21 protein-coding genes and 1 pseudogene are annotated in these 20,420 nt (G+C 68.1%); 10 read left to right on the top strand and 12 right to left on the bottom strand.

Annotation, left to right across the window (positions count from 1 at the left end; translation table 11 throughout):
• Both ACZYZ5_RS16495 and ACZYZ5_RS16490 read left to right on the top strand, forming a co-directional pair.
• A pseudogene (locus ACZYZ5_RS16495) lies at positions 1 to 221 on the top strand (DUF3618 domain-containing protein); the annotation flags it as partial.
• A gap of 274 nt (positions 222 to 495) precedes the next feature.
• Positions 496 to 879: a hypothetical protein gene (locus ACZYZ5_RS16490; protein ID WP_463903137.1), complete on the top strand. Its 384-nt coding sequence runs from the start codon at positions 496 to 498 to the stop codon at positions 877 to 879.
• Positions 880 to 901: 22 nt separating this feature from the next.
• Here the strand turns inward: ACZYZ5_RS16490 and ACZYZ5_RS16485 are convergent, their stop codons facing one another.
• From ACZYZ5_RS16485 to ACZYZ5_RS16465, 5 genes are all read right to left on the bottom strand, one after another.
• A complete protein-coding gene (locus ACZYZ5_RS16485) occupies positions 902 to 2,197 on the bottom strand; it encodes a cation:proton antiporter domain-containing protein (RefSeq protein ID WP_463903135.1) in 1,296 nt (431 codons plus the stop codon).
• Positions 2,188 to 4,122 carry a pyruvate kinase gene (locus tag ACZYZ5_RS16480; RefSeq protein WP_463903134.1) on the bottom strand — a complete coding sequence of 645 codons (1,935 nt, stop codon included), beginning with the start codon at positions 4,120 to 4,122 and terminating at the stop codon, positions 2,188 to 2,190. Before ACZYZ5_RS16480 ends, ACZYZ5_RS16485 begins: the two co-directional genes overlap by 10 nt.
• A 130-nt stretch (positions 4,123 to 4,252) precedes the next feature.
• Entirely contained in the window at positions 4,253 to 4,525 is a 273-nt protein-coding gene (locus ACZYZ5_RS16475) for a hypothetical protein (protein WP_463903133.1), read from the bottom strand.
• Positions 4,526 to 4,868: 343 nt separating this feature from the next.
• Positions 4,869 to 5,072, bottom strand: coding sequence for a three-helix bundle dimerization domain-containing protein (locus tag ACZYZ5_RS16470; RefSeq protein ID WP_463903131.1), 204 nt, complete (start codon positions 5,070 to 5,072; stop codon positions 4,869 to 4,871).
• A 253-nt stretch (positions 5,073 to 5,325) separates the two neighbouring features.
• Positions 5,326 to 5,898: an MOSC domain-containing protein gene (locus ACZYZ5_RS16465; RefSeq protein ID WP_463903130.1), complete on the bottom strand. Its 573-nt coding sequence runs from the start codon at positions 5,896 to 5,898 to the stop codon at positions 5,326 to 5,328.
• Between the two features lie 159 nt (positions 5,899 to 6,057).
• Between ACZYZ5_RS16465 and ACZYZ5_RS16460 the strand changes: the two genes are divergently transcribed.
• The 3 genes from ACZYZ5_RS16460 (at position 6,058) to ACZYZ5_RS16450 (ending at position 7,211) form a co-directional block, all read left to right on the top strand.
• On the top strand, positions 6,058 to 6,471 hold the full coding sequence (locus ACZYZ5_RS16460; RefSeq protein WP_463903129.1) for a nuclear transport factor 2 family protein: 414 nt from the start codon (positions 6,058 to 6,060) through the stop codon (positions 6,469 to 6,471).
• Positions 6,472 to 6,521: 50 nt separating this feature from the next.
• A complete protein-coding gene (locus tag ACZYZ5_RS16455) occupies positions 6,522 to 6,773 on the top strand; it encodes a hypothetical protein (RefSeq protein ID WP_463903127.1) in 252 nt (83 codons plus the stop codon).
• 93 nt (positions 6,774 to 6,866) lie between these two features.
• Positions 6,867 to 7,211, top strand: coding sequence for a YqfO family protein (locus tag ACZYZ5_RS16450; RefSeq protein ID WP_463903125.1), 345 nt, complete (start codon positions 6,867 to 6,869; stop codon positions 7,209 to 7,211).
• 49 nt (positions 7,212 to 7,260) lie between these two features.
• On the opposite strand, the gene ACZYZ5_RS16445 is transcribed toward ACZYZ5_RS16450, so the two are convergent.
• Together ACZYZ5_RS16445 and ACZYZ5_RS16440 are read right to left on the bottom strand one after the other, a co-directional pair.
• Entirely contained in the window at positions 7,261 to 8,028 is a 768-nt protein-coding gene (locus ACZYZ5_RS16445; protein WP_463903123.1) for an SDR family NAD(P)-dependent oxidoreductase, read from the bottom strand.
• A 9-nt stretch (positions 8,029 to 8,037) separates the two neighbouring features.
• Positions 8,038 to 10,710, bottom strand: coding sequence for a PEP/pyruvate-binding domain-containing protein (locus ACZYZ5_RS16440; protein WP_463903122.1), 2,673 nt, complete (start codon positions 10,708 to 10,710; stop codon positions 8,038 to 8,040).
• A 204-nt stretch (positions 10,711 to 10,914) separates the two neighbouring features.
• On the opposite strand from ACZYZ5_RS16440, the gene ACZYZ5_RS16435 reads away from it, so the two are divergent.
• Entirely contained in the window at positions 10,915 to 11,346 is a 432-nt protein-coding gene (locus ACZYZ5_RS16435) for an SRPBCC domain-containing protein (RefSeq protein WP_463903120.1), read from the top strand.
• Between the two features lie 107 nt (positions 11,347 to 11,453).
• On the opposite strand, the gene ACZYZ5_RS16430 is transcribed toward ACZYZ5_RS16435, so the two are convergent.
• The 3 genes from ACZYZ5_RS16430 to ACZYZ5_RS16420 form a co-directional block, all read right to left on the bottom strand.
• Positions 11,454 to 12,098 (bottom strand): 4a-hydroxytetrahydrobiopterin dehydratase, encoded by a 645-nt coding sequence (locus ACZYZ5_RS16430; RefSeq protein WP_463903119.1) that lies wholly within the window; start codon positions 12,096 to 12,098, stop codon positions 11,454 to 11,456.
• An 81-nt stretch (positions 12,099 to 12,179) separates the two neighbouring features.
• Positions 12,180 to 12,527: a hypothetical protein gene (locus ACZYZ5_RS16425; RefSeq protein ID WP_463903117.1), complete on the bottom strand. Its 348-nt coding sequence runs from the start codon at positions 12,525 to 12,527 to the stop codon at positions 12,180 to 12,182.
• Between the two features lie 161 nt (positions 12,528 to 12,688).
• Entirely contained in the window at positions 12,689 to 13,480 is a 792-nt protein-coding gene (locus tag ACZYZ5_RS16420) for a DeoR/GlpR family DNA-binding transcription regulator (protein ID WP_463903115.1), read from the bottom strand.
• Positions 13,481 to 13,643: 163 nt separating this feature from the next.
• On the opposite strand from ACZYZ5_RS16420, the gene galT reads away from it, so the two are divergent.
• Both galT and galK read left to right on the top strand, forming a co-directional pair.
• Positions 13,644 to 14,819, top strand: a complete 1,176-nt coding sequence (galT, locus tag ACZYZ5_RS16415; RefSeq protein ID WP_463903113.1) for a galactose-1-phosphate uridylyltransferase — start codon at positions 13,644 to 13,646, stop codon at positions 14,817 to 14,819.
• On the top strand, positions 14,816 to 16,000 hold the full coding sequence (galK, locus tag ACZYZ5_RS16410) for a galactokinase (protein WP_463903112.1): 1,185 nt from the start codon (positions 14,816 to 14,818) through the stop codon (positions 15,998 to 16,000). The genes galT and galK overlap by 4 nt, the downstream gene beginning before the upstream one ends.
• A 66-nt stretch (positions 16,001 to 16,066) precedes the next feature.
• On the opposite strand, the gene ACZYZ5_RS16405 is transcribed toward galK, so the two are convergent.
• Together ACZYZ5_RS16405 and ACZYZ5_RS16400 are read right to left on the bottom strand one after the other, a co-directional pair.
• Positions 16,067 to 17,104 (bottom strand): LacI family DNA-binding transcriptional regulator, encoded by a 1,038-nt coding sequence (locus tag ACZYZ5_RS16405; RefSeq protein ID WP_463903111.1) that lies wholly within the window; start codon positions 17,102 to 17,104, stop codon positions 16,067 to 16,069.
• A 1-nt stretch (position 17,105) separates the two neighbouring features.
• Entirely contained in the window at positions 17,106 to 18,311 is a 1,206-nt protein-coding gene (locus tag ACZYZ5_RS16400) for a Gfo/Idh/MocA family protein (protein WP_463903109.1), read from the bottom strand.
• Between the two features lie 211 nt (positions 18,312 to 18,522).
• On the opposite strand from ACZYZ5_RS16400, the gene ACZYZ5_RS16395 reads away from it, so the two are divergent.
• Together ACZYZ5_RS16395 and ACZYZ5_RS16390 are read left to right on the top strand one after the other, a co-directional pair.
• Positions 18,523 to 19,479 carry a carbohydrate ABC transporter permease gene (locus tag ACZYZ5_RS16395; protein ID WP_463903107.1) on the top strand — a complete coding sequence of 319 codons (957 nt, stop codon included), beginning with the start codon at positions 18,523 to 18,525 and terminating at the stop codon, positions 19,477 to 19,479.
• A gap of 10 nt (positions 19,480 to 19,489) precedes the next feature.
• On the top strand, positions 19,490 to 20,416 hold the full coding sequence (locus ACZYZ5_RS16390; RefSeq protein ID WP_463903106.1) for a carbohydrate ABC transporter permease: 927 nt from the start codon (positions 19,490 to 19,492) through the stop codon (positions 20,414 to 20,416).
• Positions 20,417 to 20,420 lie beyond the last annotated feature (4 nt).

Here is a 20,420-nt window from a genome sequence, read left to right as displayed (position 1 = left end):
CGGACGCCCTGAAGACCGCGGCCGAACCGCTCACCACGGAACTCACCGAGGCCGCCAAGCACGTCGCGGAGGGGCTCAAGGAGCCCGCCCAGGCCGCGATGGACAACGTCAAGGCCACCGCCGCTGACGCGACCGAACACGTCAAGGCCGAAGGCCAGGGCGCCGTCGCGGACGTCAAGGACCGCACCGCCGAGGCCAAGGACAACGTCCAGCAGGCCTGACCCCGCTGGCACCCGGCCGGCCGTCCCGCGCTCCCGCGCCGGGCGGCCGGCCGCCGAACGATGTGCCACTGGGTCGTGTCAAGACGGCCTTTCCGGAACGGGGCCCGGCATGGACCGGAGGGGGCTTGGGCCCTCTGAATATTAGGTTGACAGTGGGAACGTCCGCTTCTACATTTTTAGTGTTTAGGAACGTTTCGGCGCTGGTCTTGCGTCACATTCAATGCTGTTGCTGTTTCAGTTGCGCGGTTATGCCGCCAGCATGCAGGAGGCCACAATGGCGAAGCCACCACTGGAAGATTTCCTCAATGAGTGCGTTGCCCCAGATCCGGACGGGGACGGTCTCAGCATGGAGGAACTGTATGGTCTGTACCTGAGCTGGTGCGGGCTTGAAGGTCTTACCCCCGTGGGTGGCAGGGCGTTCAGAGCCGGACTGCGTGCAGCCAACATCCGCACCGACCACCGTGGAGACCGGTGCCCGGGCCTGAGGATGGCCGGCCCGGCAGCGTGTGATTACCTTGTCCACCGCGAGCTCCCGCTCGTCGTGCTGGACGCACCAGCCGGACGTCAGCGCCTGACCTCGCCGCCGGTCCCCGAACTCGTTGCGTCGCTTCCCGGCCGGCTGGGCGGGGGAGCCCGCGGCTCCGTACCTGCCGCCTGACGCGTCCGCGGCCCGGATGGGACTACGGCCGGGACCGCCTGGGCCCGAAACGGGGGAGGGGCATGTGCTTTCGGCTCAGGCCCCGGGCGGGCGCGGGCGTGACCGGCACCGGTCCGCCGGGCTCGGGACCCGCTGCGGCAGCGGCCCGTCCGTAGCGGGCGGCCAGCGGTGCGGAGCTGAAGCCGTGGGCCAGGACGCTGAGCAGGACGGTGGCCGTGATGACGGCCACCGCCTCGTCGGACACGGACCCGAGGGCTTCCAGCGCAAGCAGCGCGAACACGAGCGATGCCAGGCCGCGCGGACCGAACCACCCGATGAACAGGACGGTGGTCCGGTCGAGGCCGGCACCAATCGTGGCCAGTGCCACCGGCAGCATGCGCACCACCGTGAGGCTAAGGACGGCGTACACGAGAGTCAGGGGGACAAAGTTCGCCAGCATCGTGGGAACGGCGAAGGCTCCGAAGGCCAGCCACACGAGCAGTGAGACCAGTCCGCTCATCTGCTCGACGAAGACCAGTTCGGCCGGACCCCGCTGGCCGGCGCACGTGCCGAACGCCAGCCCGCCGCAGAACGCGGCGACGAACCCGTTGCCGCCCACGGCGAGGGCGGCGGTGTAGGCGAGCAGGCTCAGGGCGAGGACTCCGATGCCGGCGAAGTCCTCGACGGCGGTCCCGCGCTGGCGGGCCCGCCCCAGCAGCCACCCGCCCAGGGCGCCGGCCGCTGCGCCGACACCGGCGCCGACGAGCAGCTCGACGGCGGCGCTGCCGGGGCCGGCGGCGCTTTCCAGGCCTGCTGCGGCGGCGGCGCCGGCGATCGCGACCATCACGACTGGGGTGGCGATGCCGTCGTTGAGGCCGCTCTCGACCGTGATCAGCTGGCGGATCCGCGACGGCACCGCCGGATTCGTCACCACGGGGACCCCGAGGGCGGCATCGGTGGGGGCCAGTGCCGCGCCGACAAGGAGGGCCAGCCACAGCCCGAACTGGGGGAAGAACCAGATAGCCAGGGCCCACCCGAACACGATTGTCAGCGGCAGGCCGACACCCAGCAGCCGCACATACCGGCCCACGTCCCGGCGGAGCTGCTGGAGGGGCAGGCGGGCGGCGTCGGAGAAGAGCACCCATACCAGCGTGAGCTCGAGCATCGGCGTGAGACCCTCCGGAGGCGAGGCGCCGTCGACCAGCCCGGACCAGGCCAGGGCCCCGCCGACCGCGGTGAACACAATCGGAGCGGTCAGGTCCGCCTGCTCCAGCCGCGCCGAAACCAGTGCCCACGCGAACAGGAGGGCAGTGATCAGGACTATGGCCGTCAGCTCCATGACGACTCCGGGCCCGCTTCCGTGTCCGTTGCTGTGCCCGTTCCCGGGCCCGATTCCGACCGCGCGTCAGGGGCGCCGACGCCGTTCTCGTCCCAGGCGCGGAGCCGTCGGAGGAGACTGCTTTTCTTCTGCGTATGGTCCTGCATCCGGCCGAGAATGTCCGCGAGCATGCTGATGGCCTCGTTGATGAAGGGTCCCTTGTTGAGCATGACGCACTCGGCGCGCTGGGCCATGGCGGCGTCCGTAACTTCGGCCCTGGACGGCATGCCGGTCCGGGCAAGGGTGTCGAGCACCTGGGTGGCCCAGATGACCGGGACGTGGGCAGCCTCGCAGAGCCACAGGATTTCCTCCTGGATCTCTGCGAGCCGTTCGAAGCCGGCTTCCACGGCGAGGTCACCGCGCGCGATCATGACACCGACATCGGCCCACTTCATGAGTTCAAGGAGGATGTCGGGCAGCGCTTTGAAAGCCGCGACAGTCTCGATCTTGAGCAAGATATCCAGGTTCCGGTCCCGCTCCGGGTCGAGGCGGGCCAGGAGTTCCCCCACATCCGTTGCGCTGCGGACAAAGGACATGCTTACGATGTCGGCCAGTTCCCTGGCGTGCTCCAGATCGGCGGTGTCCTGCTCGGTCAGGGCCGAGACGGTGAGCCGCGAGTCCGGGAGGTTGATGCCCTTGCCTGCGCGGAGCCGCGTGCCCTGCGGCGCGGCGGAGGTGATCCTGGCCGTGAGCTCTCCCGGCCCGACGGCGGTGATCACCCCGCCGATCTTGCCGTCGTCGAACCAGATCCGTTCCCCCGCGCGGGCATCCGCCAGGGCGCTGGCGAGCGTGCACCCGATGCGGTGTTTGCCCGTGGAAGTGCTGTCTGCGGGCTCCAGGTCGCTGCTCAGCACGAGGCTGTCCCCTTGATGGATCAGCAAGCCCTCCTGCTGCCCCGGGAGTTCCCCAACCCTGACGGACGGTCGGCGCGAATCGTGGCCCTTCCTGCCTACCGCCGGGTCCATGACGGCCGTGAGTTTCGTCCCGGGCGTGAAGTAGGCCGTCTTGGCCAGCGTCACGAGGCACCCGGTGGGGGTCGCTTGCTCAACGACGAGGGTGCGGCGGGCTCCGCGGGCATCTTCCAGCCTGATCTTCTGGCCCAGCCTCCGGGAGCCGGCCCAGGCGTTGTTCTCCAGCGGAATCACCGGCAATTCCGCCCCGGGCGCTGTTTCAGGTGCGGCACCGAGCCACACGCGTCCCGGTTTCAGGACCGTGCCCGTCTTGCTGCGTACCGGCTTAACCCGGAGCACTCGGGGTCCAGGGCGGACCGGGCCGGTGCGCAGCTTGGGTCCGGCGAGATCCATGGCGATCAGGCAGCGCTTCCCGGTGGCGTTTTCTGCGGCGCGGATATGGTCGACCATGTGCCGCCACGCTTCGGGCCCGTCGTGGGCGCAGTTGATGCGGGCCAGGTCCATCCCCCGCTCGACCATGCCGCGCACGAGCGACGCGTCCGTCGCCGCCTCGCTCGGCAGCGTGACCATGATGCGCGTGGAGCGGTCTTCCGGTCTGGGCCCGAGGAGGTTGACAGCATTCCGGGCGAGCATCTCGCCGCCGTCCGGAAACCCGGCAGGGGCCGCCTTGCGCTCGGCATCAGGGTTGACCAACCGGGCCAGCGTCCAGATCAGCGTTTCGATACTGGGAAGCACATGTGATTCCGTGCGTCCGAGCGAGGACAGACCGTACTTGGAGAGCCGGGCCTGGAGATCGCGGATGTCGTGGTGGCGCAGCTCGGTGTAGTGGACGAGGTTGAGGGCACTCTCGCGGTGCCGGGGCCTCACGGCGTCAATCCGGCCGCCGCTACGTGTTTCGGCATGCTTGATGCTGCGCCGAAGCCTGATGACTTCTTCAAGCAATGCGCGCAGATCTTCGATCTCCGCATCGGACACGAGCACTTACTCCCGTGCGTCGTCGCGGTCCACTATGGGCGTGGCGGAACTGGCCATAGTCAATTTTAGGCGGGGCGGGCCTGCCCGGGCCTGTGCCCAAAGTCCCTAGGGACACTGATCAAAAAGGGGGCTACGGCCCTGTGTGAAGGACGGTGCCGCCCAGGTTCTTCTGGATCAGTTTCGGGTCTTCGCTTACTACGGTCCAGTTCTTGCCGACATTGATCACACTCTGCCCAGCCGACCCCGCGAAATCAAGCTGCGACTGCAAGTACATGTCGTTGCTATACGTAGCAAGGAATAAGAACTCGCCGCAGCTTCCCGAGGAGGAGGAGAACTTGGAGGGAGGTGTGTCCAAGACCAGCTCCGGGCATACCAGGCCAGCGGATTCCACTGCTTTCTTCAAGTCGTCAATTGTCTCAAACGTTCCGCCATCCGCCGGCGGAGGCGTGACATCGGAAGTGGAACATGACGCCAAAGTGAGAGCGATGATGGCTGTGGCAGTGCCCACTGTAAGTCGGTTCATATCTGGTCCCCAATCAGAAAACGTTTCCGTCGCTCCAGCCTAAGGCCACCGGACCGGCGTTCGTCTCCCTGCGGGTGGGAGGTCCTGTCAGTACACGATTCGGCGTCGGCGAGGCGGCTCTGAAGGTTCGCTGAGGTCGGGCCGGTGGCGCGCGGGGTCACGATGACGTCGATGACGATGTCGTCCACGCGGGGCCGGTCACCCGGTTTTGGTCTTCGACTGCCTAATTCTTGAGTTCGCGGTGGAGCCTGGTCCGGGCGCTGTTTTCGATCAGCGTCGGAATGTAGATTCTGATCCGCCCGGTTTCCAGCGATTCGTATTCCTCCGCGACGATTCCTTCAATGCGGTGCCGTGGCGTTGCGGGGAAGCGGTGGGCGAGGCGGTCCGCAACCTTGCGGATGGTCGGTTCCCTCTCGGCGTCGCTCACATATTTATTGTGATTCAGGGCCGATTTCGGCGTCAAGCAACTTTCGCCTCGCGGTGGGCGTTGGCCGCGGTTGCCCGAACCCTGTTACCTCCCCGGGCCGCGCCGCATCCCGAGCGACCACGCCTCGGCCGAATTCACCGTGCTGGAGTCCGAAGCCCCGCTTTGCGGAGGAGACCCTTGCCGCAGCCGGTTGAAATTCAGCGCCCTGGAACCCAGGAGGACGGGCTGTCATCCATGGCATTGAAGGAGGGATCTACGGCAGCCGGGACGGCCGGAGCAGAGTTGGCCTGCCGGCCTGCTCGGGATCCAGCCGCACAGGGCTGATCAGCACGGCCGGACCGCGGTGCAGCAGGCCGTCCGAGAGCGGCTGGCAGCGCACCCCGCCCCGCCCGCGCATGGCTGCGTGCGCCCCCGGGGCGAGCATCCGGTCCATCCAGGCGCAGGGGTGGGCCGGCCGGCCGGCCCGGAGACGTACCAGGTCCCCGCGCGATTCGAGCGCGAAGTCTCCGCCAAGGAGGGGAGCCAGCTGGGCGCCTCTGATGACCACATTGCGGCGGGTCAGGAGCGGGTCAAATGGTCCGGCTCCGAGCTCCGCGGCCATCGCCTCGAGGGCCTCGACCGCGAGCAGGGTGACAGCGGCATCCATGTGCGCGGCCTTGCCGAAGAACCGGTCGCCGACGATGCCCTTGCCGGCCACCAGTTGCACTCTCTCGGCGTCCGTCGTCGGGACATCGGCTGCCCCCTCGCGGGCGCGGCCGAAGTACGCGTGTGCCGGGGACACGAGGAGGTGCAGAATCTCGACGTCGTACCTGTAGCTCGCAGTCATGCCCTCAAACTACCCTGAGCTCATGGAATCCGAGGTCCGGAATCTCAGGCTCAGCACAGGCTGACCCTGTGGGGCGCCCACGACGGGGTGCCGCCCCGGGACGGCGCCCGCAGCCGGAAACTGTGGCGGAAACCACTGTGCGGGAGCACAATGCATGGCATGGAACCAACGACTGTGGATGAATCAAAGGCCAACGAGAATGTGGTCAACCGACTGATCGCCTGCATCAACGACCGTCGGGTTGAGCTCATGGATGAGCTGTTTCATGACGACGCGGTCATGCACTGGCCGCAGTCCGGGGAACTCGTGCGCGGCGCCGAGAACCGGAGGGGAATCTACAACGCCTTCCCGCAGCTGCCGACCATCACGCTCCGCAGACGGGTCAGTGGCGGGAACCTGGTCGTCGCCGAGGCGTCCTTGGATTATGGCGGCCCGAAGTATGAAACGGTCTTCATCTTCGAATTCCGGGACGGCAAAATCGCCAAGGAAACGGCGTACTGGAGTGAGGCCTTCGACGCGCCGGCCTGGCGCGCCCAGTGGGTGGAGAAACCCAGCGAGCAATCCACGGCGTAGCCTGATTCCAGCCGCGGAGATTCTGACAGGGACGAAAGTTGGGGATCGTTATGACGCTGGACCAGTATGCCGCGCTGGCCGCCTGCACGGTTCTGGCCGGCCTGGCCGTGTTTCAGGGCGCTCTGATCGGCGGAGCGCCGCTGGGACGGCTGGCGTGGGGCGGTCAACATGAGATCCTGCCGACCGGGCTGAGGATCGGCAGTGCAATGTCAATAGTCCTCTACGCCGTGTTCGGCTATACCGCGGCGGCCAAAGCCGGACTGGTGCTGCCCCTGGTCAATGAGATTGTCACTTCGATCTGAACATTGGCGCCAGCCTGGAACCAGCGGCGGGGTTGGCCGCCCGTAGGCGTCTGCGCCCGTTATTCACCGGCGTTCCGTGACAGACTTTCGGCCATGGAGCCCATGGATTGTTTGGTCATCTACGTTCCCACCGAAGCGGCGCACGCGGTCCGGCAGGCCATTGGCGACGCCGGGGCGGGCAGGCTGGGCAATTACTCGCACTGCTCGTTCAGCGCCGAAGGCACCGGGCGCTTCACCCCGCTGGAGGGGGCGAACCCGGCAGTGGGCGCCGCGAACTCACCCGAAGCGGTGCCGGAAACCCGGATCGAGGCAATCGTCCCCCGCTCCCGGCGCGACGCCGTCGTCGGCGCGGCACTGTCGGCGCATCCGTATGAAACGCCGGCGTTCATGACCTTCCCGGTCGATGGCAGTCTGCCGGACGGAACGGGCCCGCTGTAACCGGATGCCGCCCGCCGGTCCTCCGCGGCCCGCCCCGGGGCGCGCCGCCTCAGAAAAGCGCGACGCCGGTGAGCTCGGCGAGGGTGTCGGTGAGCCTGTCCTGGAAGGTGGTATCCGTGGCCGCCGAGGCCGGCGTCTGCGGCCGGCGGTGGTGCCAGTACCTTCCGGAGACCAGGGCGGTGGGTTCCTTGCTGACGGCGAGCCAAGTCTGGGTGTCGCCGCCGAGTGTTAGGTCGCCGGGGGCGCTGGCGCCGCCCATTTTGGTGGGCACCCAGCCGGGGTCAACGGAGTTGCTGAGCACGTCGGGCCAGTGGCGGGCGACGGAGGCGGAGAGCGCCGAGACGTGGAGTTTGCTTTCGGAGTAGGCCGCGACGGCATCCCACCGCCGTGCGGTCCAGTCGATGTCGTGGAGGTTGCCGCTGGCACCGCGGTGCATACCGCTGCTGAGGTAGATCAGCCGGCCGGGCCGCTCGATCAGGGCGGTCAGGATGTACGGGGCGAGCACGTTGACGGCCAGGGTGCGGGAATGTCCCTCCGGGGTCGCGACGCGCCCCGGCGAGAGGTAGACGCCGGCGTTGTGGATGATCGCGTCCATCCGCCCGTGCGCGTTGACCTGCCCGGCGAGGTCCCGGGTTTCGGCGGCGCTGCTGAGGTCACCAACCACGATGCCGGCCGCCTGCGGGGCGAGTTCATCGAGCGAGGCCGCGCGTTCCCTGGTTCGGGCGTGCAGCAGGACCTCGTGGCCATCCTCCAGCAGGGCCCGGGCGTTGACGAGGCCGAGCCCGTCGGTCGAACCGGTGATAAAGACGCGAGCCATGGGCTGAACCTAGCCGGATCCCGTGACCAGGCGAGACCCCCGCTCGATCGTGACCGTGCCGGCATCGCCGTCGACCCGGATCTGCTGGCCGCTGCTGAGCCGCTGGGTGGCCACACCGGTGCCGAGCACGGCCGGGATGCCGTATTCACGGGCCACGATGGAGCTGTGGCTCAGCGGGCCGCCGACGTCGGTGACCACGGCGGAGGCCATCGTAAACAGCGACGTCCACGCCGGAGTGGTGATGCGGGCGACCAGGACGTCTCCGGGCATCATCTGGGCGAAATCCTGGGGCCCTCTCAGGACGCGGGCGGGAGCACTGACCCGGCCCGAGCTGGCGCCGACGCCTTTGATGACGTCGCCGGGCTGGTCCATCGGGCCTGCCGGCATCATGGACCCGAAGGCCCGCTCCATCCACCGGCTCTCCGGCAGCAGTTGCGGGGCGGCAGCCTTGGCCTGGCCCCGCCACAGCATCTTGCGCTCCTCGACGGCGCCGGCGCGGACTGGCCGGTCTGCTCCGGTGATCGCCACTGCCGCCGGTGCGCCGGGCCCCGCGAGGCCGAACGCGACGGCGCTGCGCAGCTCCCCGTGGCGCAGCCAGAACACGTCACCGGGCGCGGCGATGACGCCGGATTCGACCAGCCGGCGTCCGAGCTCGAACAGCATCCGCCGCAGCAGCGGCCAGGCCAGGCCGACGTCGGCCAGGGCATCCTCGCGGATCGGGTTGGCGTTTTGTGCCCACCGCAGCAGCCGGAGGAACACGGCCCGGCGTTTTGGTGCGAGCCGGGCGGTCATCCGGCTGGTTAGCTCCTCCCTGCGGGCGGCCGACAGCCGCTGCCGCTCGTACGGGTCATTGCCTTGTCCCTGAAGGTAGAACTTCACCGTCTCCAGCAGTGCCGAGGGATCATCGGCCGGCACCGGGCTGACGAAGTCCAGATTGTAAACCGCATGGCCGAACCGGCCGAGGTGGTCCTGGAAGCGGGCATGCCATTGCTGCCAGAGGGCCGGGTCCACTCCGGCAGGCGGGAACCCGGTGAGCTGCGACTCGACCAGGGCGGCCGTCGGTTCGTTGACGAGCGCCTCGGCCAGCCCCGGAAGTCCCCGGGCCCACGCGGCGAGGTCGTACAGCGACTTCTCCGCCCGGATGGGTTCGCTGTCGTAGCCGAGGAGGAACGTCTGGGCGGGGGGATCCCCGTCTCGGCGGACGAGCTTGTCGTAATACGCCCGGAAGGACATCTCACTGGTGGCGGCGACCGGAATGATGGACTGCACGGCCGTGTAATACACGGTGCCGGCATCCAGCAACGCCTGTACACCCGCCAGCAGTTCCTCCCCGGAGCGCTCCCCGACGGGCTTCGCCGACCACTCCTTGATCACCAGCTCGTAGCGGGGATGCGAAAATTCCCGCCAGCCGGCCACACCCATGTGCGCCTGGCCGCGGATCAGCGCGCGGACCGCGGTCAGCGACTTGCCCATCACCCGCCACATTCCCGAAGTGCGGTAGTAGTAATAGGCGTAGCCGTTGATGGTGGGCAGCCCGACGTCGTCCTGCCGGATGACGTTCTTCCCCACGGCCTCGGCCAGCAAGGCTCGCAGTGACCGGGACACCGAGCCGTCAATGAGGTCCGCGAACAGCGGCGAGAGCGGGTCGGGCAGCTGTTCCACGATGCTCGCCCGGAAGTAGAGCCCCTTCGGGTAGGGCACCGGCCAGGTATCCGGGGTGTCGGCCGCGGGTTCGGGCAGGGCCGTGATGGGACGGGATTGCAGGATAAAGAACTCGCTGCCGGCCCGCGCCCATTCGATGTCCTGCGGCGACCCGAAACGTTCCATGATCCGGGTACCGTAGCCAGCCAGCTCGGCCGCCGTCCGGTCGTCCAACACGGGCTGGTGACGGCGCGCCGCCGGCACCGGCTGCTCCCGTGTGCCGTGGTCCGCGTAGACCGTCATGACCTCCTTGTCCGCTGTTCTGCGCGAGAGCACCCGGCCTGTTCGTGAGTCGACGACGACGTCATCGGTGCTGACCGTTCCGCTGACCACGGACTCGCCCAAGCCCCACGCGGCACTGATCACCAGCTGGTCGCGGCGCCCGTTGGCCGGGTTGGCGGTGAACATCACCCCGGCGGCCTCGGCCTCGATCATCCGTTGAACCACGACGGCGAGACGGACCGTGCCGGGCCCGATGCCCTCGCGCGCCCGGTAGGCCATGGCGCGCGCCGTCCACAGCGAAGCCCAGCACTCTGTCACGGCCGCGGCGAGGGCCTCCTTCCCGGCGACGTTGAGGTAGGTTTCCTGTTGCCCGGCGAAGCTGGCCGAGGGGAGGTCCTCGGCCGTGGCGGAGGAACGGACCGCCACGGCTGGATCCCCGGTGCCGAGAAGCCTGTAGGCGGCGCCGAGTTCCGCCGCGATCGCGGCCGGCATGGCGCCGCCGGTGAAGAGGGCGCGGATCCGCGTCGCGGCCTCCTCGTAGTCCTGCGGTGACGCCTGCGGTGCCAGCGCGGCCAGCTCCTGGATGCCGGCCTCAAGGTGATTGGCTTCCACGAAGTCGGCGTAGGCTGCGGTGTTCAGCACGAACCCGGGCGGGACCGGGAGCCCTGCTCGAACGAGGCCGCCCAGTCCGATCCCCTTGCCGCCGGCGAGGGCGACGTCGCCTGGTCCCACATCGCCGAGGTTGTTGATGTAGGTCATCACAGTGCTTCCTTCTGCCTGGAGCTGGGGCGTGTTCCTTGAGCTGATGCCCAACATACTGGCACTGCCGCAGGCCAGAGGCCAGAGCTGCCGTAGTTGCATTGCGCGGCCGGGGACACGGCTCCCAGACGTTTCGAGCAACGGAGTAGTGTCGGTGCCAGGCCGTGCTGGAGATTACCGATTCGGAGCGAAAGGGAGAAGGCCATGACTGGAAAGTATGTCTCGACGTCGACGATCACCATCGAGGCGCCCGCGCGTCGCGTGTGGTCCGTGCTCACCGACCCTGATGGCATCAAGGAGTTCATGTTCGGCACGGATGTCGTCACCGATTGGACGGTCGGCGGCCCCATAGTCTGGCGGGGCATCTGGGAAGGGAAAGAGTACGAGGACAAGGGCAGGATCCTCGAGTTTGAACCCGGACGGCGGCTCGTGGTCACCCACTTCAGTCCGCTGAGCGGCCAGGAGGATGCGCCCGAGAATTACCACACGCTCAGGTGGATCCTCGAGGACCGGCCCGGTGCGACAATACTGACGCTCTCGCAGGACAACAACGCAAGTGCCGAGGCAGCTCAGCACTCGAAGGGCATGTGGGACAGCCTTGTGGCGGGCGTGAAGGCGATTGCCGAGCGGGAATAGAACGCCGCAGCAACCTTCCAGTCCACCAAATATCAGCAGGAGGGCTCAGCCGCTTCGGGCGGTCTACGGCGAACTCGCCTCGCACTGATCCCGGTGTCCCCGCGGGGTCAGTCCCGCCCCTGCCAGGTCGCGATGTCGACGACGTTCCCCTCGGGGTCGATGAGTGATACCCAGGCCGGCGCGTACCGGTCGCCCAGGACCCGGCCACCCGCCGCGATGACCGCATCGATGCGGCCCTGGGCCTGGTCGTGCGGGACAGACACATCGATGTGGATGCGGTTGCGCGGCGGCACGTGCTCCTTGTCCTGGAACCATGCCGGCGGTCCGATGAGATTGGGCTCGACGAGGTCCTCGTCACCGATGGGGACGTAGCCAAGCGCCGCACGCCAGAAGTCCATGACGGCCGGGCGGTCGGCCGCGTCGAAGGCGAGTTGTACATGTTGGACCGCGGAGGGGTCCGCCGTCAATCCGAGCTGGGCAGCGGCGCTGGAGATGCGGCGGGCCAGCTCGAGGTCGACGTCGCTGAGGCCCACCCCCGGCGTGATCACCTGAACGGTGACGGTGTCCGGCCGCAGATCCACGAGTGGGGCGTGGCCGAGGGATTGCGCGATCTCCGCGATCGCGGCAACCAGCCTTGCGCCTGTGCCGAAGTCTCCGGTTTCAAATAGCGTCTTCGCACCCCAGAAGAGCACCCGCCAGTCCGCCACGCCGTCGTCCGATGAGAACTGGGTATCCGAGATCCTAGTTGCCATGCCCCAAACTATTCGGATCCATGCGCCAGCCGTCAAGGCTCCCTGGCTGACACCGGGAACGCGGGTGACCGCATCCGCCGTCTAGGGTACGGGCGTCGAACCCATAGGTTCGCTGGGAAACGGCTCCGCTATCGCGCCCGCCAGGGCTGCCGTGAAATCGCCAGCGAGCCGGGGGAGTGCACCGGCACGGGGAATCCGATGTCCGCGGAGTTCCACCTCAAGACCTTCGCAATAAAGGGTCATCTGCTCCGCTCCGAGCATGGCCGAGCTTGCCTTGAGGATGAGAACGGCATTCAGGGCGGACACCGGATCAGCCAGGCCCAGGGCTGCGTTCACCTGGGTGAGGCGGTCCCCGAGCAGGTTGAGGTAATCATGCGCGAACCTGGCTGCGGCAGTACTCCCGACGTGTTCGATCAGAGCCTGCAGCACCAGAGGGTTCAAGACCGGTGTCGCGGTGGTACCGGCGCCGGAGCGCGGCCTCGCGGCCTGGTGATCGGGCTTAAGTGCCCGGGCAGCGGTTCGTTCATAGCGTCCCCCAACGTCATGATGTCAAGCCTAGCCTGTAGCGCGGGTCAGTCCTGACGGGCCGGTTACGGGGCCTTGCCCGCGGCCCCGCCGCCCGCCAGCCGCAGCCGGCCCACGCGCTCACCCAGGATCCGGCGGGCCTCGCCGGGCAGGCCCTGATCGCTGATGAGCTCGTCCGCCTCCTCCAGTCCGGCAATGGTGCTGATGCCGAAGGTGCCCCACTTCGTGTGGTCGGCCAGCACCACCACCCGGCGGGCCGCGGCCACGAAGGCCCGGTCCGTCTCGGCTTCCAGCACGTTGGGCGTGGTAAACCCCGCGTCGGCATCGACGCCGTGGACGCCCAGAAACAGGACGTCCAGGTGCAGCTGTTTGAGGGCCGAGGTGGCCAGCGGCCCCACCAGGGCATCCGAGGGCGTGCGTTCGCCGCCCGTCAGGATCACGGTGGACGGGGACGAGCTCTGGTGGAAGACATCGGCGACGCGCACCGAATTGGTCACCACGGTGATCCGGGGCCCCGCGGACAGCAGCTGCGCCAGCGCCCAGGTGGTAGTGCCCGCGCTGAGCCCCACCGCCATGCCCTCGCGCACCTGGGCGGCGGCCTCGTGGGCGATCGCCATCTTCTCGTCCTGCAGCTGGGTCACCTTCAGCTCGAAGCCGGGCTCGTGCGTGCTCACGCCACCGGGCAGCTTGGCCCCGCCGTGGATCTTCTCCACAGCACCCGCCGCATCCAGCGCCTCGATGTCCCGCCGGACGGTCATGAGGGACACGCCCAGCATCTGTGCAAGGTCCGCGACGCGGACAATCCGCTCGCGCTGGACCTCAGCGATGATGGCGGAGTGGCGGGCTGCGGCTAGCATTCTGCGTCCTTCGGGGTGGGCCGGTCGGAAAACGGGGAGTGGACGGCGCCTGCGCAGGCTTCCTCCTGCATATCCTAACGTCCACGCACGGCAAAAGCACATACTTTCTGCTTCATTTTGTTCTCTATTGTTTGAAAATGTTTTCTCGTGTACAACTGGAACCATGACGCGAACCACGATGACCCGGCTGGCCGACGGCCGCGAGATCCTCTACTTTGACGACGCCGGCTCCGCCGAGCGGCCCGCGGCATCCCTCGTGGACCACCGCGAGCTGCCCGCCCGCCCGGAACCGGGCCAGCTGCGCTTCGACGCGCTCAGTCGCGAATGGGTGGCCGTCGCGGCGCACCGGCAGTCCCGAACGCACCTACCGCCGGCGGACCAGTGCCCGATCTGCCCGACGACGCCGGCCAACCAGACCGAAATCCCGGCGCCGGACTACGACGTCGCGGTCTTCGAGAACCGCTTCCCCTCCCTCGGACCGGACGCGAAGGACATCCCCGCCGCGCCGGGCTGGGGGACCACCGCGCCCGCCGTCGGCCGCTGCGAAGTGGTCGCCTTCACCCCGCAGCACACCGGATCCTTCGCCGAACTGGGCTGGCGCCGCACCCGCACGGTGATCGACGCCTGGGCCCACCGCACGGAGGCGCTCAGCGCGCTGCCCGGCATCCAGCAGGTCTTCCCGTTCGAAAACCGGGGCGCGGACATCGGCGTCACCCTGCACCACCCGCACGGCCAGATCTACGCCTACCCGTACGTCACGCCCCGCGCCGCGGTCCTGGCCGCCGCGGCCGGCGACCACTTCGAGACCTCGGACGGCACGGCGACCCTCACGTCCTCCCTGCTCCGGGCCGAGCGCGGCGACGGCAGCCGCATGGTGCTCGAGGGCGAACACTTCAGCGCCTACGTCCCCTTCGCGTCACGCTGGCCACTGGAAGTCCACCTCGTCCCGCACCGCCAGGTCCCGGACCTCGCCGCGCTGAACGGGGCCGAGCGCGACGAACTGGCACAGCTCTACCCCGAACTCCTGAAGCGCTTCGACGCCCTGTACCCCACGCCCACCCCCTACATCGCGGCCTGGCACCAGGCCCCGCTGGAGCCGGCCCTGCGCCGGGCCGGCCACCTGCACCTGCAGCTGACCTCGCCCCGCCGCGCCGCGGACAAGCTCAAGTACCTGGCCGGCTCCGAAGCGGCCATGGGCGCGTTCATCAACGACACCACACCCGAATCCGTCGCGGCCAGGCTGCGGGAAGTGGCCAGTGACGGCGCCGGTGAACGCGCCGCTGCACCGGCCGGCGCCGCAAACCGCCCCACGCTGAGCCCGGAAGGCGCCCCCGCATGAACACCACCACCCGCACCGACGCCGGGACCGGCGGCCTGGCGGACAGCCTGATCAGCCTTTTCGAGGCCACCTTCGGCGCGGCCCCGGCCGGCGTCTGGGCCGCCCCCGGCCGGGTGAACCTGATCGGGGAGCACACCGACTACAACGAGGGCTTCGTCCTGCCCTTCGCCATCGACAAGCGGGCGACGACGGCGGTCCGGCCGCGCGGGGACTCCACCGTCCGGCTGCTGTCCACCTCCGGCGGCGAGGGCATCGTGCAGGCCGACTCCGCGGCCCTGGCCCCGGGCGGCGTGACCGGCTGGGCCAAGTACCCGCTGGGTGTGGTCTGGGCGCTGCAGCAGCGCGGCATCGAGGTCCCGGGCTTCGATCTTCTCCTCGACTCCGACGTCCCGCTCGGGGCGGGGCTGTCCTCCTCGCACGCCATCGAATGCGCCGTCGTGACAGCCCTGAACGACCTCACCGGCGCCGGACTGACCGCCGAGGAGATGGTCACGCTCACCCAGCATGCAGAAAACGGCTTCGTCGGCGCCCCGACGGGCATCATGGACCAGTCGGCGTCGCTGCGCGGGGCCGGCGGCCATGCGGTCTTCCTCGACTGCCGGGACCAGTCCGTTCAACTCGTCCCGTTCGAGGCGCTGAAGGCCGGACTCGTGCTGCTGGTCATCGACACGAAGGTCTCGCATTCGCACGCCGACGGCGGCTACGCCTCCCGCCGGGCGTCCTGCGAGCTCGGCGCCGGGGTACTGGGCGCCACGGCGCTGCGGGATGTCGCCGTCGCGGACCTCGGGGAAGCCGCCCGGCTGCTCGATCCGGTGACCTTCCGCCGGGTCCGGCACATCGTCACGGAAAACGACCGGGTATTGCAGGCCGTGGACACTCTCCGGTCCCAGGGCCCGGCGCACATCGGGCCCCTGCTCGATGCCAGCCACGCCTCCATGCGGGACGATTTCGAGATCTCCTGTCCCGAGCTGGACCTCGCCGTGGACACCGCCCGCCGCCACGGCGCCATCGGCGCGCGCATGACCGGCGGCGGCTTCGGCGGCTCGGCGATCGCCCTCACCCCGGTGCAGGACGAGCAACGGGTCCGCGACGCCGTCGTCCGCGCCTTCGCGGATGCCGGCTTCACCGCACCGGACATCTTCACGGTCACGCCGGCCGCCGGGGCGGAACGGGTTTCCTGACATCGATTGCTCCGCAACGGCCCTTTTGACCCCTCAAAACGGCCGTTGCGGAGCAGTCGATGAGGGTTAGGCGGGAACTTCGCAGCCGCAGGACTGCCGGATCCGCAGTTCCGTGGGGAAGATCCGGTGTTCCGGGGCGTGGCCGCGGGCCGCACCCACCAGGGCATTGACCGCCGCCTCGGCCATTACCCGGACCGGCTGCTCCACCGTGGTCAGCGCAGGCCAGCTGTATTCAGCCTCCGCGGCGCCGTCGAAGGACGTCAGGGCGATATCGCCGGGCACGGTGAGCCCCGCTTCGTGGATGGCGCGCAGGATGCCGATGGCCTGCATATCCGAACTGGCAAAGATGGCCGTGGGCCGGTTCGCCGCGGCCACCAGCCGGCGTCCCACGGTGTAGCCGCCCTCGCGGCTGAACGCCCCCCGGAAAATCTGACCCTCCGGCAGCCCGGCAGTGGTGAGTGCCTGCAGCCAGCCCTGCTCGCGGAGGTCGAAGTCATTGCCCACGTTTGTGCCCATGGCCAGGGCAATGTTGGTGTGCCCGTGGCCGATCAGGTGCTCCACCGCGGTGGTGGCGCCGGAGGCCAGGTCCACCCCCACGCTGTTGAAGCCGGGCGCCTGGCCCCCGTGGTTCAGGAGCACCGCGGGGATGTCGGCCGATTCGAGGGCCTCGAGGTCCGGTTCAAAGAGCACGCTGGCGAGCACCACGCCGTCCACCTGGCGCGAGGCGAGGTTGCGGATGTTGCGGCGTTCCTTCGCCAGGTTGCCGTCCGAATTGGTCAGCAGCAGCGCATAGCCGAGCTCCGCGGCGGCGTCCTCCACGGCGTGTGCCAGCAGCGAGAAGAACGGGTTGGAGTTGTCCGGAATGACCAGGCCGATGGTTTCGCTGGACCCCAGCTTCAGCGCCCGGGCAGCCGCATTGGGGCGGTAGCCCAGGATGCGGATGGCGTCCTGGACCTTGGCCTCGGTCGCGGGGGCCACTTTCTTGGGCCCGCCGTTGACTACATAACTGACGACGGCGGTGCTCACGCCGGCGTAGCGGGCGACGTCCTTGCGGGTCACCGGGCCGCGGGGGGTGTGCACTGCCGAAGTCGTCATGGAGTACATGCTAGCTAGCTGCGGACGGCGCATCGCCGAAATCGCGGATGGGCAGGCGTTCTCCGTTGCGCTGGGCCGAAGCATGCGCCACGATTCCGGGCAGCGTGAAGCGTGCCGCCACCCAAGCGTTGACCGGCGGGATGGACCCGCTGTTGACCGCGGTGACGAAGTCGTCCACGAGGAACTGGTGGCTCCCGTCGTGCCCGTTCGGCGCGCCGCGAAACTCCTCCGGGAGCCTGCCGCTGTGGTGCACCGGCGCCAGCCCGGAGACAAAGGCGTCCCGGAGTTCGGGGGCGACGTCGGCCAGGGACGGATCGTCCAGCGGAATGCTGGGCCGCGTTTCCAGCTGGGCCGAGATGTCGTGGACGTCCTTTTTGTCCTGCCACACGCTGACGGTGGCGAGCTGTTCGAAGCTCGCCTCGGTCCCGAAAAAGCGGAAGCGGGATTCGCGGATGTGCGAGGGATAGCCCACGCGGCGCATCTCGTTTGTGCGCATAACACCGCCGTCGTTCAGCTCGAAGAGCGCCGTGGCGTTGGAGAGATCGTTTCCGAACATGCTGACGTCCTTGTCGAAGACTCCGTCCGGGCGGTCGTCCTTGACGCCGACGCAGCTGACGCTGACGGCGTGCGCCGGCACGGCGCCCAGGACACCGCCGATGGCGTGCGTGGGGTAGAGCATGGGCGGATAGCTGGCCGTTTCCTTCCAGCGCTCGCCGCCGCTGTACTGGTACGCCTCGTAGAAGCCGAGGTCCATGTCATGGACGTAGTCGCCCTCGGCGTAGAAGATCCGCCCGAACCTGCCGGCCGCATGCTGGTCCCGTGCGTACACGGTGGCCGGGTTGTAGAAGCTGGTCTCGCCCATCGCGTACACCAGCCCGGTCTCACGGACCGCCTCAATGATGAGGGCAATCTCCTCCTCGGTGACTGCCATGGGCACCGCCGAATAGACGTGCTTTCCGGCCCGCAGGGCCTGCAGCACCAGTGGGCCGTGGGTCCAGCGCTGCGTGAAGATGGAAACGGCGTCGACGTCGGACGCCAGGAGTTCCTCGAAGCTGTCCAGGGTGCCGTCCAGCTCCCACTGCTCGCGGGCGGCTGCGGCACGTTCGGGACGTTCGTCGACGGCGAACACCTTGCTGACACCGGGGTGGAGCTTGAAGAGGTGGGCGAAGTGGCCGCCGAACTGGCCGACGCCGACGACTCCGATGGAAAACGTCATTGTTACCTTCCCGATCTGCCCGGACAGCCGGGCCTGCGCCCGCGCGGGCGTTCGGCAACAGCGTCCCACGTGTATCTACTCGAGTCAATGGTTACTGATGGGTACAAGAAAAACCCTGTAATTGCTTGAACTACGTCTTGCCAGTCTAAATCTACTCGTGTAGATTCATCTGCAGCTGTTACCCACATCACACCATCAGGAAGAGTCAACGATGACTACCATCACCAAACTTCCGGATCCCGTGGCTGGCGGATCCAAGCCCTTGCACCGCGGGAAAGCGCCCCGGCCCGGCCGGGGCCGTCGCCTCGGCGACCTCCGGATCGCGCTGCTGTTCATCCTCCCGGCCATGATCGGCTTCGTCTTTTTCTACGTCGTCCCGACCATCCGCGGCGTGTACCTGAGCTTCACTGAGTACAACATCCTCGGGGACCCGGAATGGGTGGGGATGGACAACTACACGGCGATCGCCAAGGACCCGCTCTTCTGGAACTCCCTGGCCGTCACGGGCCAGTACGTCCTCATCAACATCGCCCTGCAGACGGCACTGGCACTGGGCCTGGCCCTCCTGATGCACCAGGTCGCGAAATCCACGCTTATCCGCGGCGCCCTGCTGCTGCCGTACCTGATGTCCAACGTCATCGCGGCGCTGCTCTGGTTCTGGATGCTCGACTACCAGATCGGCGTCGTCAACCAGTTCATCGAGTGGGCCGGCCTGCCCCGCGTCGCGTTCTTCGGCAGTGAAGAGTGGGCCATCCCCACCCAGGCCGTGATCAACACCTGGCGCCACATGGGCTACACGGCGCTGCTGATTTTTGCCGGCCTGCAGGCCATCCCGGGTCACATCTATGAAGTGGCCAAACTGGACGGCGCCTCACCGTTCCAGACCTTTCGCAAGATCACCGTCCCGCTGCTGCGCCCAGTCCTGGTCCTGGTCCTCGTAGTGACCGTGATCGGCTCCTTCCAGGTCTTCGACACCGTCGCCGTTACCACCCAGGGCGGACCGGTCAACGCCACCCGCGTCATCCAGTACTACATCTACCAGCGCGCCTTCACCGAGTCGGACTTCGGGTACGGGTCCGCCATCGCCGTCATTCTTTTCCTCATCCTCGCTCTCGTGGCCTTCATCCAGATGAAGTTCCTCAAGGGCAGCGAGTCGGACCTGGACTAAGGAGTCCCGCATGACCACCACCTCCAGCCGCGCACCGCTGCCGGCCCCAGCCCGCCGCCGTCGTCCTTTCAACCCCCGCCGTGCGGGTGCATGGGCCCTCCTGGTCCTCGCCATCGCAGTCTCGGTCCTCCCGTTCCTCTGGGTACTGCGCACGGCGCTGTCCACCAACTCGTCCCTGGCTTCCCAATCCGCCAGCCTGCTCCCCGCGGACTTCACCTTCGGCGCCTTCATGCGTGTCTTCGGGCTGCAGAGCCCGGCCGACGCCGTCGCCGAAGGCGGTTCCGGTGCCGCCATCGACTTCTGGCTGTACCTGCGGAACTCCATCGTCTTCTCCTCCATCACCACCGCCGGTGCCGTGTTCTTCAGCGCGATGGCTGCCTACGCCTTTGCCCGGCTGCGCTGGAGGGGCCGCAACGCCGTGTTCAGCCTGTTCCTGGGCACCATGCTGGTCCCGCCGATCTTCACCGCCCTGCCCAACTTCCTGCTGATCAAGAACCTGGACCTGCTCAACACGATGCTCGGCATGGTCCTGCCGTACGTCTTCATGACGCCGTTCGCCATCTTCTTCCTGCGCCAGTTCTTCCTGAACATGTCCCGCGAGGTCGAAGAAGCAGCCATGCTGGACGGCGCCAAGCACCTGCGGATCTTCTTCCAGATCGTCCTCCCCAACGCCGCCGCACCCCTCGCCACCCTGGCCCTGCTCACCTTCATCGGCCAGTGGAACGAATACTTCTGGCCGCTGCTCGTCGGGTCCCAGGATGACGTGCGCGTCCTCCAGGTGGGCCTCGGCGTCTTCAAGTCGCAGTCCCCGCAGGGAGCCCCGGACTGGTCCGGCCTCATGGCCGCGACCCTGATCTCGGCACTGCCCGTCCTCATCCTCTTCGCCGCCTTCGGCAAGAAGATCGTCAACTCCATCGGCTTCTCCGGCATCAAATAAGCAC

It is taken from the genome of Pseudarthrobacter ribosi, from assembly GCF_055412865.1.
This window is presented reverse-complemented; position numbering and strand designations above follow the sequence as displayed.

What these genes read in the sequence shown, in the direction of transcription:
- ACZYZ5_RS16405 (WP_463903111.1), bottom strand. Translation starts at nt 17,104, where the DNA reads ATGTACTCCATGACGACTTCGGCAGTGCACACCCCCCGCGGCCCGGTG.
- ACZYZ5_RS16420 (WP_463903115.1), bottom strand. Translation starts at nt 13,480, where the DNA reads ATGCTAGCCGCAGCCCGCCACTCCGCCATCATCGCTGAGGTCCAGCGC.
- ACZYZ5_RS16390 (WP_463903106.1), top strand. Translation starts at nt 19,490, where the DNA reads ATGACCACCACCTCCAGCCGCGCACCGCTGCCGGCCCCAGCCCGCCGC.
- ACZYZ5_RS16460 (WP_463903129.1), top strand. Translation starts at nt 6,058, where the DNA reads ATGGAACCAACGACTGTGGATGAATCAAAGGCCAACGAGAATGTGGTC.
- ACZYZ5_RS16485 (WP_463903135.1), bottom strand. Translation starts at nt 2,197, where the DNA reads ATGGAGCTGACGGCCATAGTCCTGATCACTGCCCTCCTGTTCGCGTGG.
- galT (WP_463903113.1), top strand. Translation starts at nt 13,644, where the DNA reads ATGACGCGAACCACGATGACCCGGCTGGCCGACGGCCGCGAGATCCTC.
- ACZYZ5_RS16445 (WP_463903123.1), bottom strand. Translation starts at nt 8,028, where the DNA reads ATGGCTCGCGTCTTTATCACCGGTTCGACCGACGGGCTCGGCCTCGTC.
- ACZYZ5_RS16430 (WP_463903119.1), bottom strand. Translation starts at nt 12,098, where the DNA reads ATGGCAACTAGGATCTCGGATACCCAGTTCTCATCGGACGACGGCGTG.
- ACZYZ5_RS16435 (WP_463903120.1), top strand. Translation starts at nt 10,915, where the DNA reads ATGACTGGAAAGTATGTCTCGACGTCGACGATCACCATCGAGGCGCCC.
- ACZYZ5_RS16490 (WP_463903137.1), top strand. Translation starts at nt 496, where the DNA reads ATGGCGAAGCCACCACTGGAAGATTTCCTCAATGAGTGCGTTGCCCCA.
- ACZYZ5_RS16395 (WP_463903107.1), top strand. Translation starts at nt 18,523, where the DNA reads ATGACTACCATCACCAAACTTCCGGATCCCGTGGCTGGCGGATCCAAG.
- ACZYZ5_RS16400 (WP_463903109.1), bottom strand. Translation starts at nt 18,311, where the DNA reads ATGACGTTTTCCATCGGAGTCGTCGGCGTCGGCCAGTTCGGCGGCCAC.
- ACZYZ5_RS16440 (WP_463903122.1), bottom strand. Translation starts at nt 10,710, where the DNA reads ATGACCTACATCAACAACCTCGGCGATGTGGGACCAGGCGACGTCGCC.
- ACZYZ5_RS16450 (WP_463903125.1), top strand. Translation starts at nt 6,867, where the DNA reads ATGGAGCCCATGGATTGTTTGGTCATCTACGTTCCCACCGAAGCGGCG.
- ACZYZ5_RS16465 (WP_463903130.1), bottom strand. Translation starts at nt 5,898, where the DNA reads ATGACTGCGAGCTACAGGTACGACGTCGAGATTCTGCACCTCCTCGTG.
- galK (WP_463903112.1), top strand. Translation starts at nt 14,816, where the DNA reads ATGAACACCACCACCCGCACCGACGCCGGGACCGGCGGCCTGGCGGAC.
- ACZYZ5_RS16455 (WP_463903127.1), top strand. Translation starts at nt 6,522, where the DNA reads ATGACGCTGGACCAGTATGCCGCGCTGGCCGCCTGCACGGTTCTGGCC.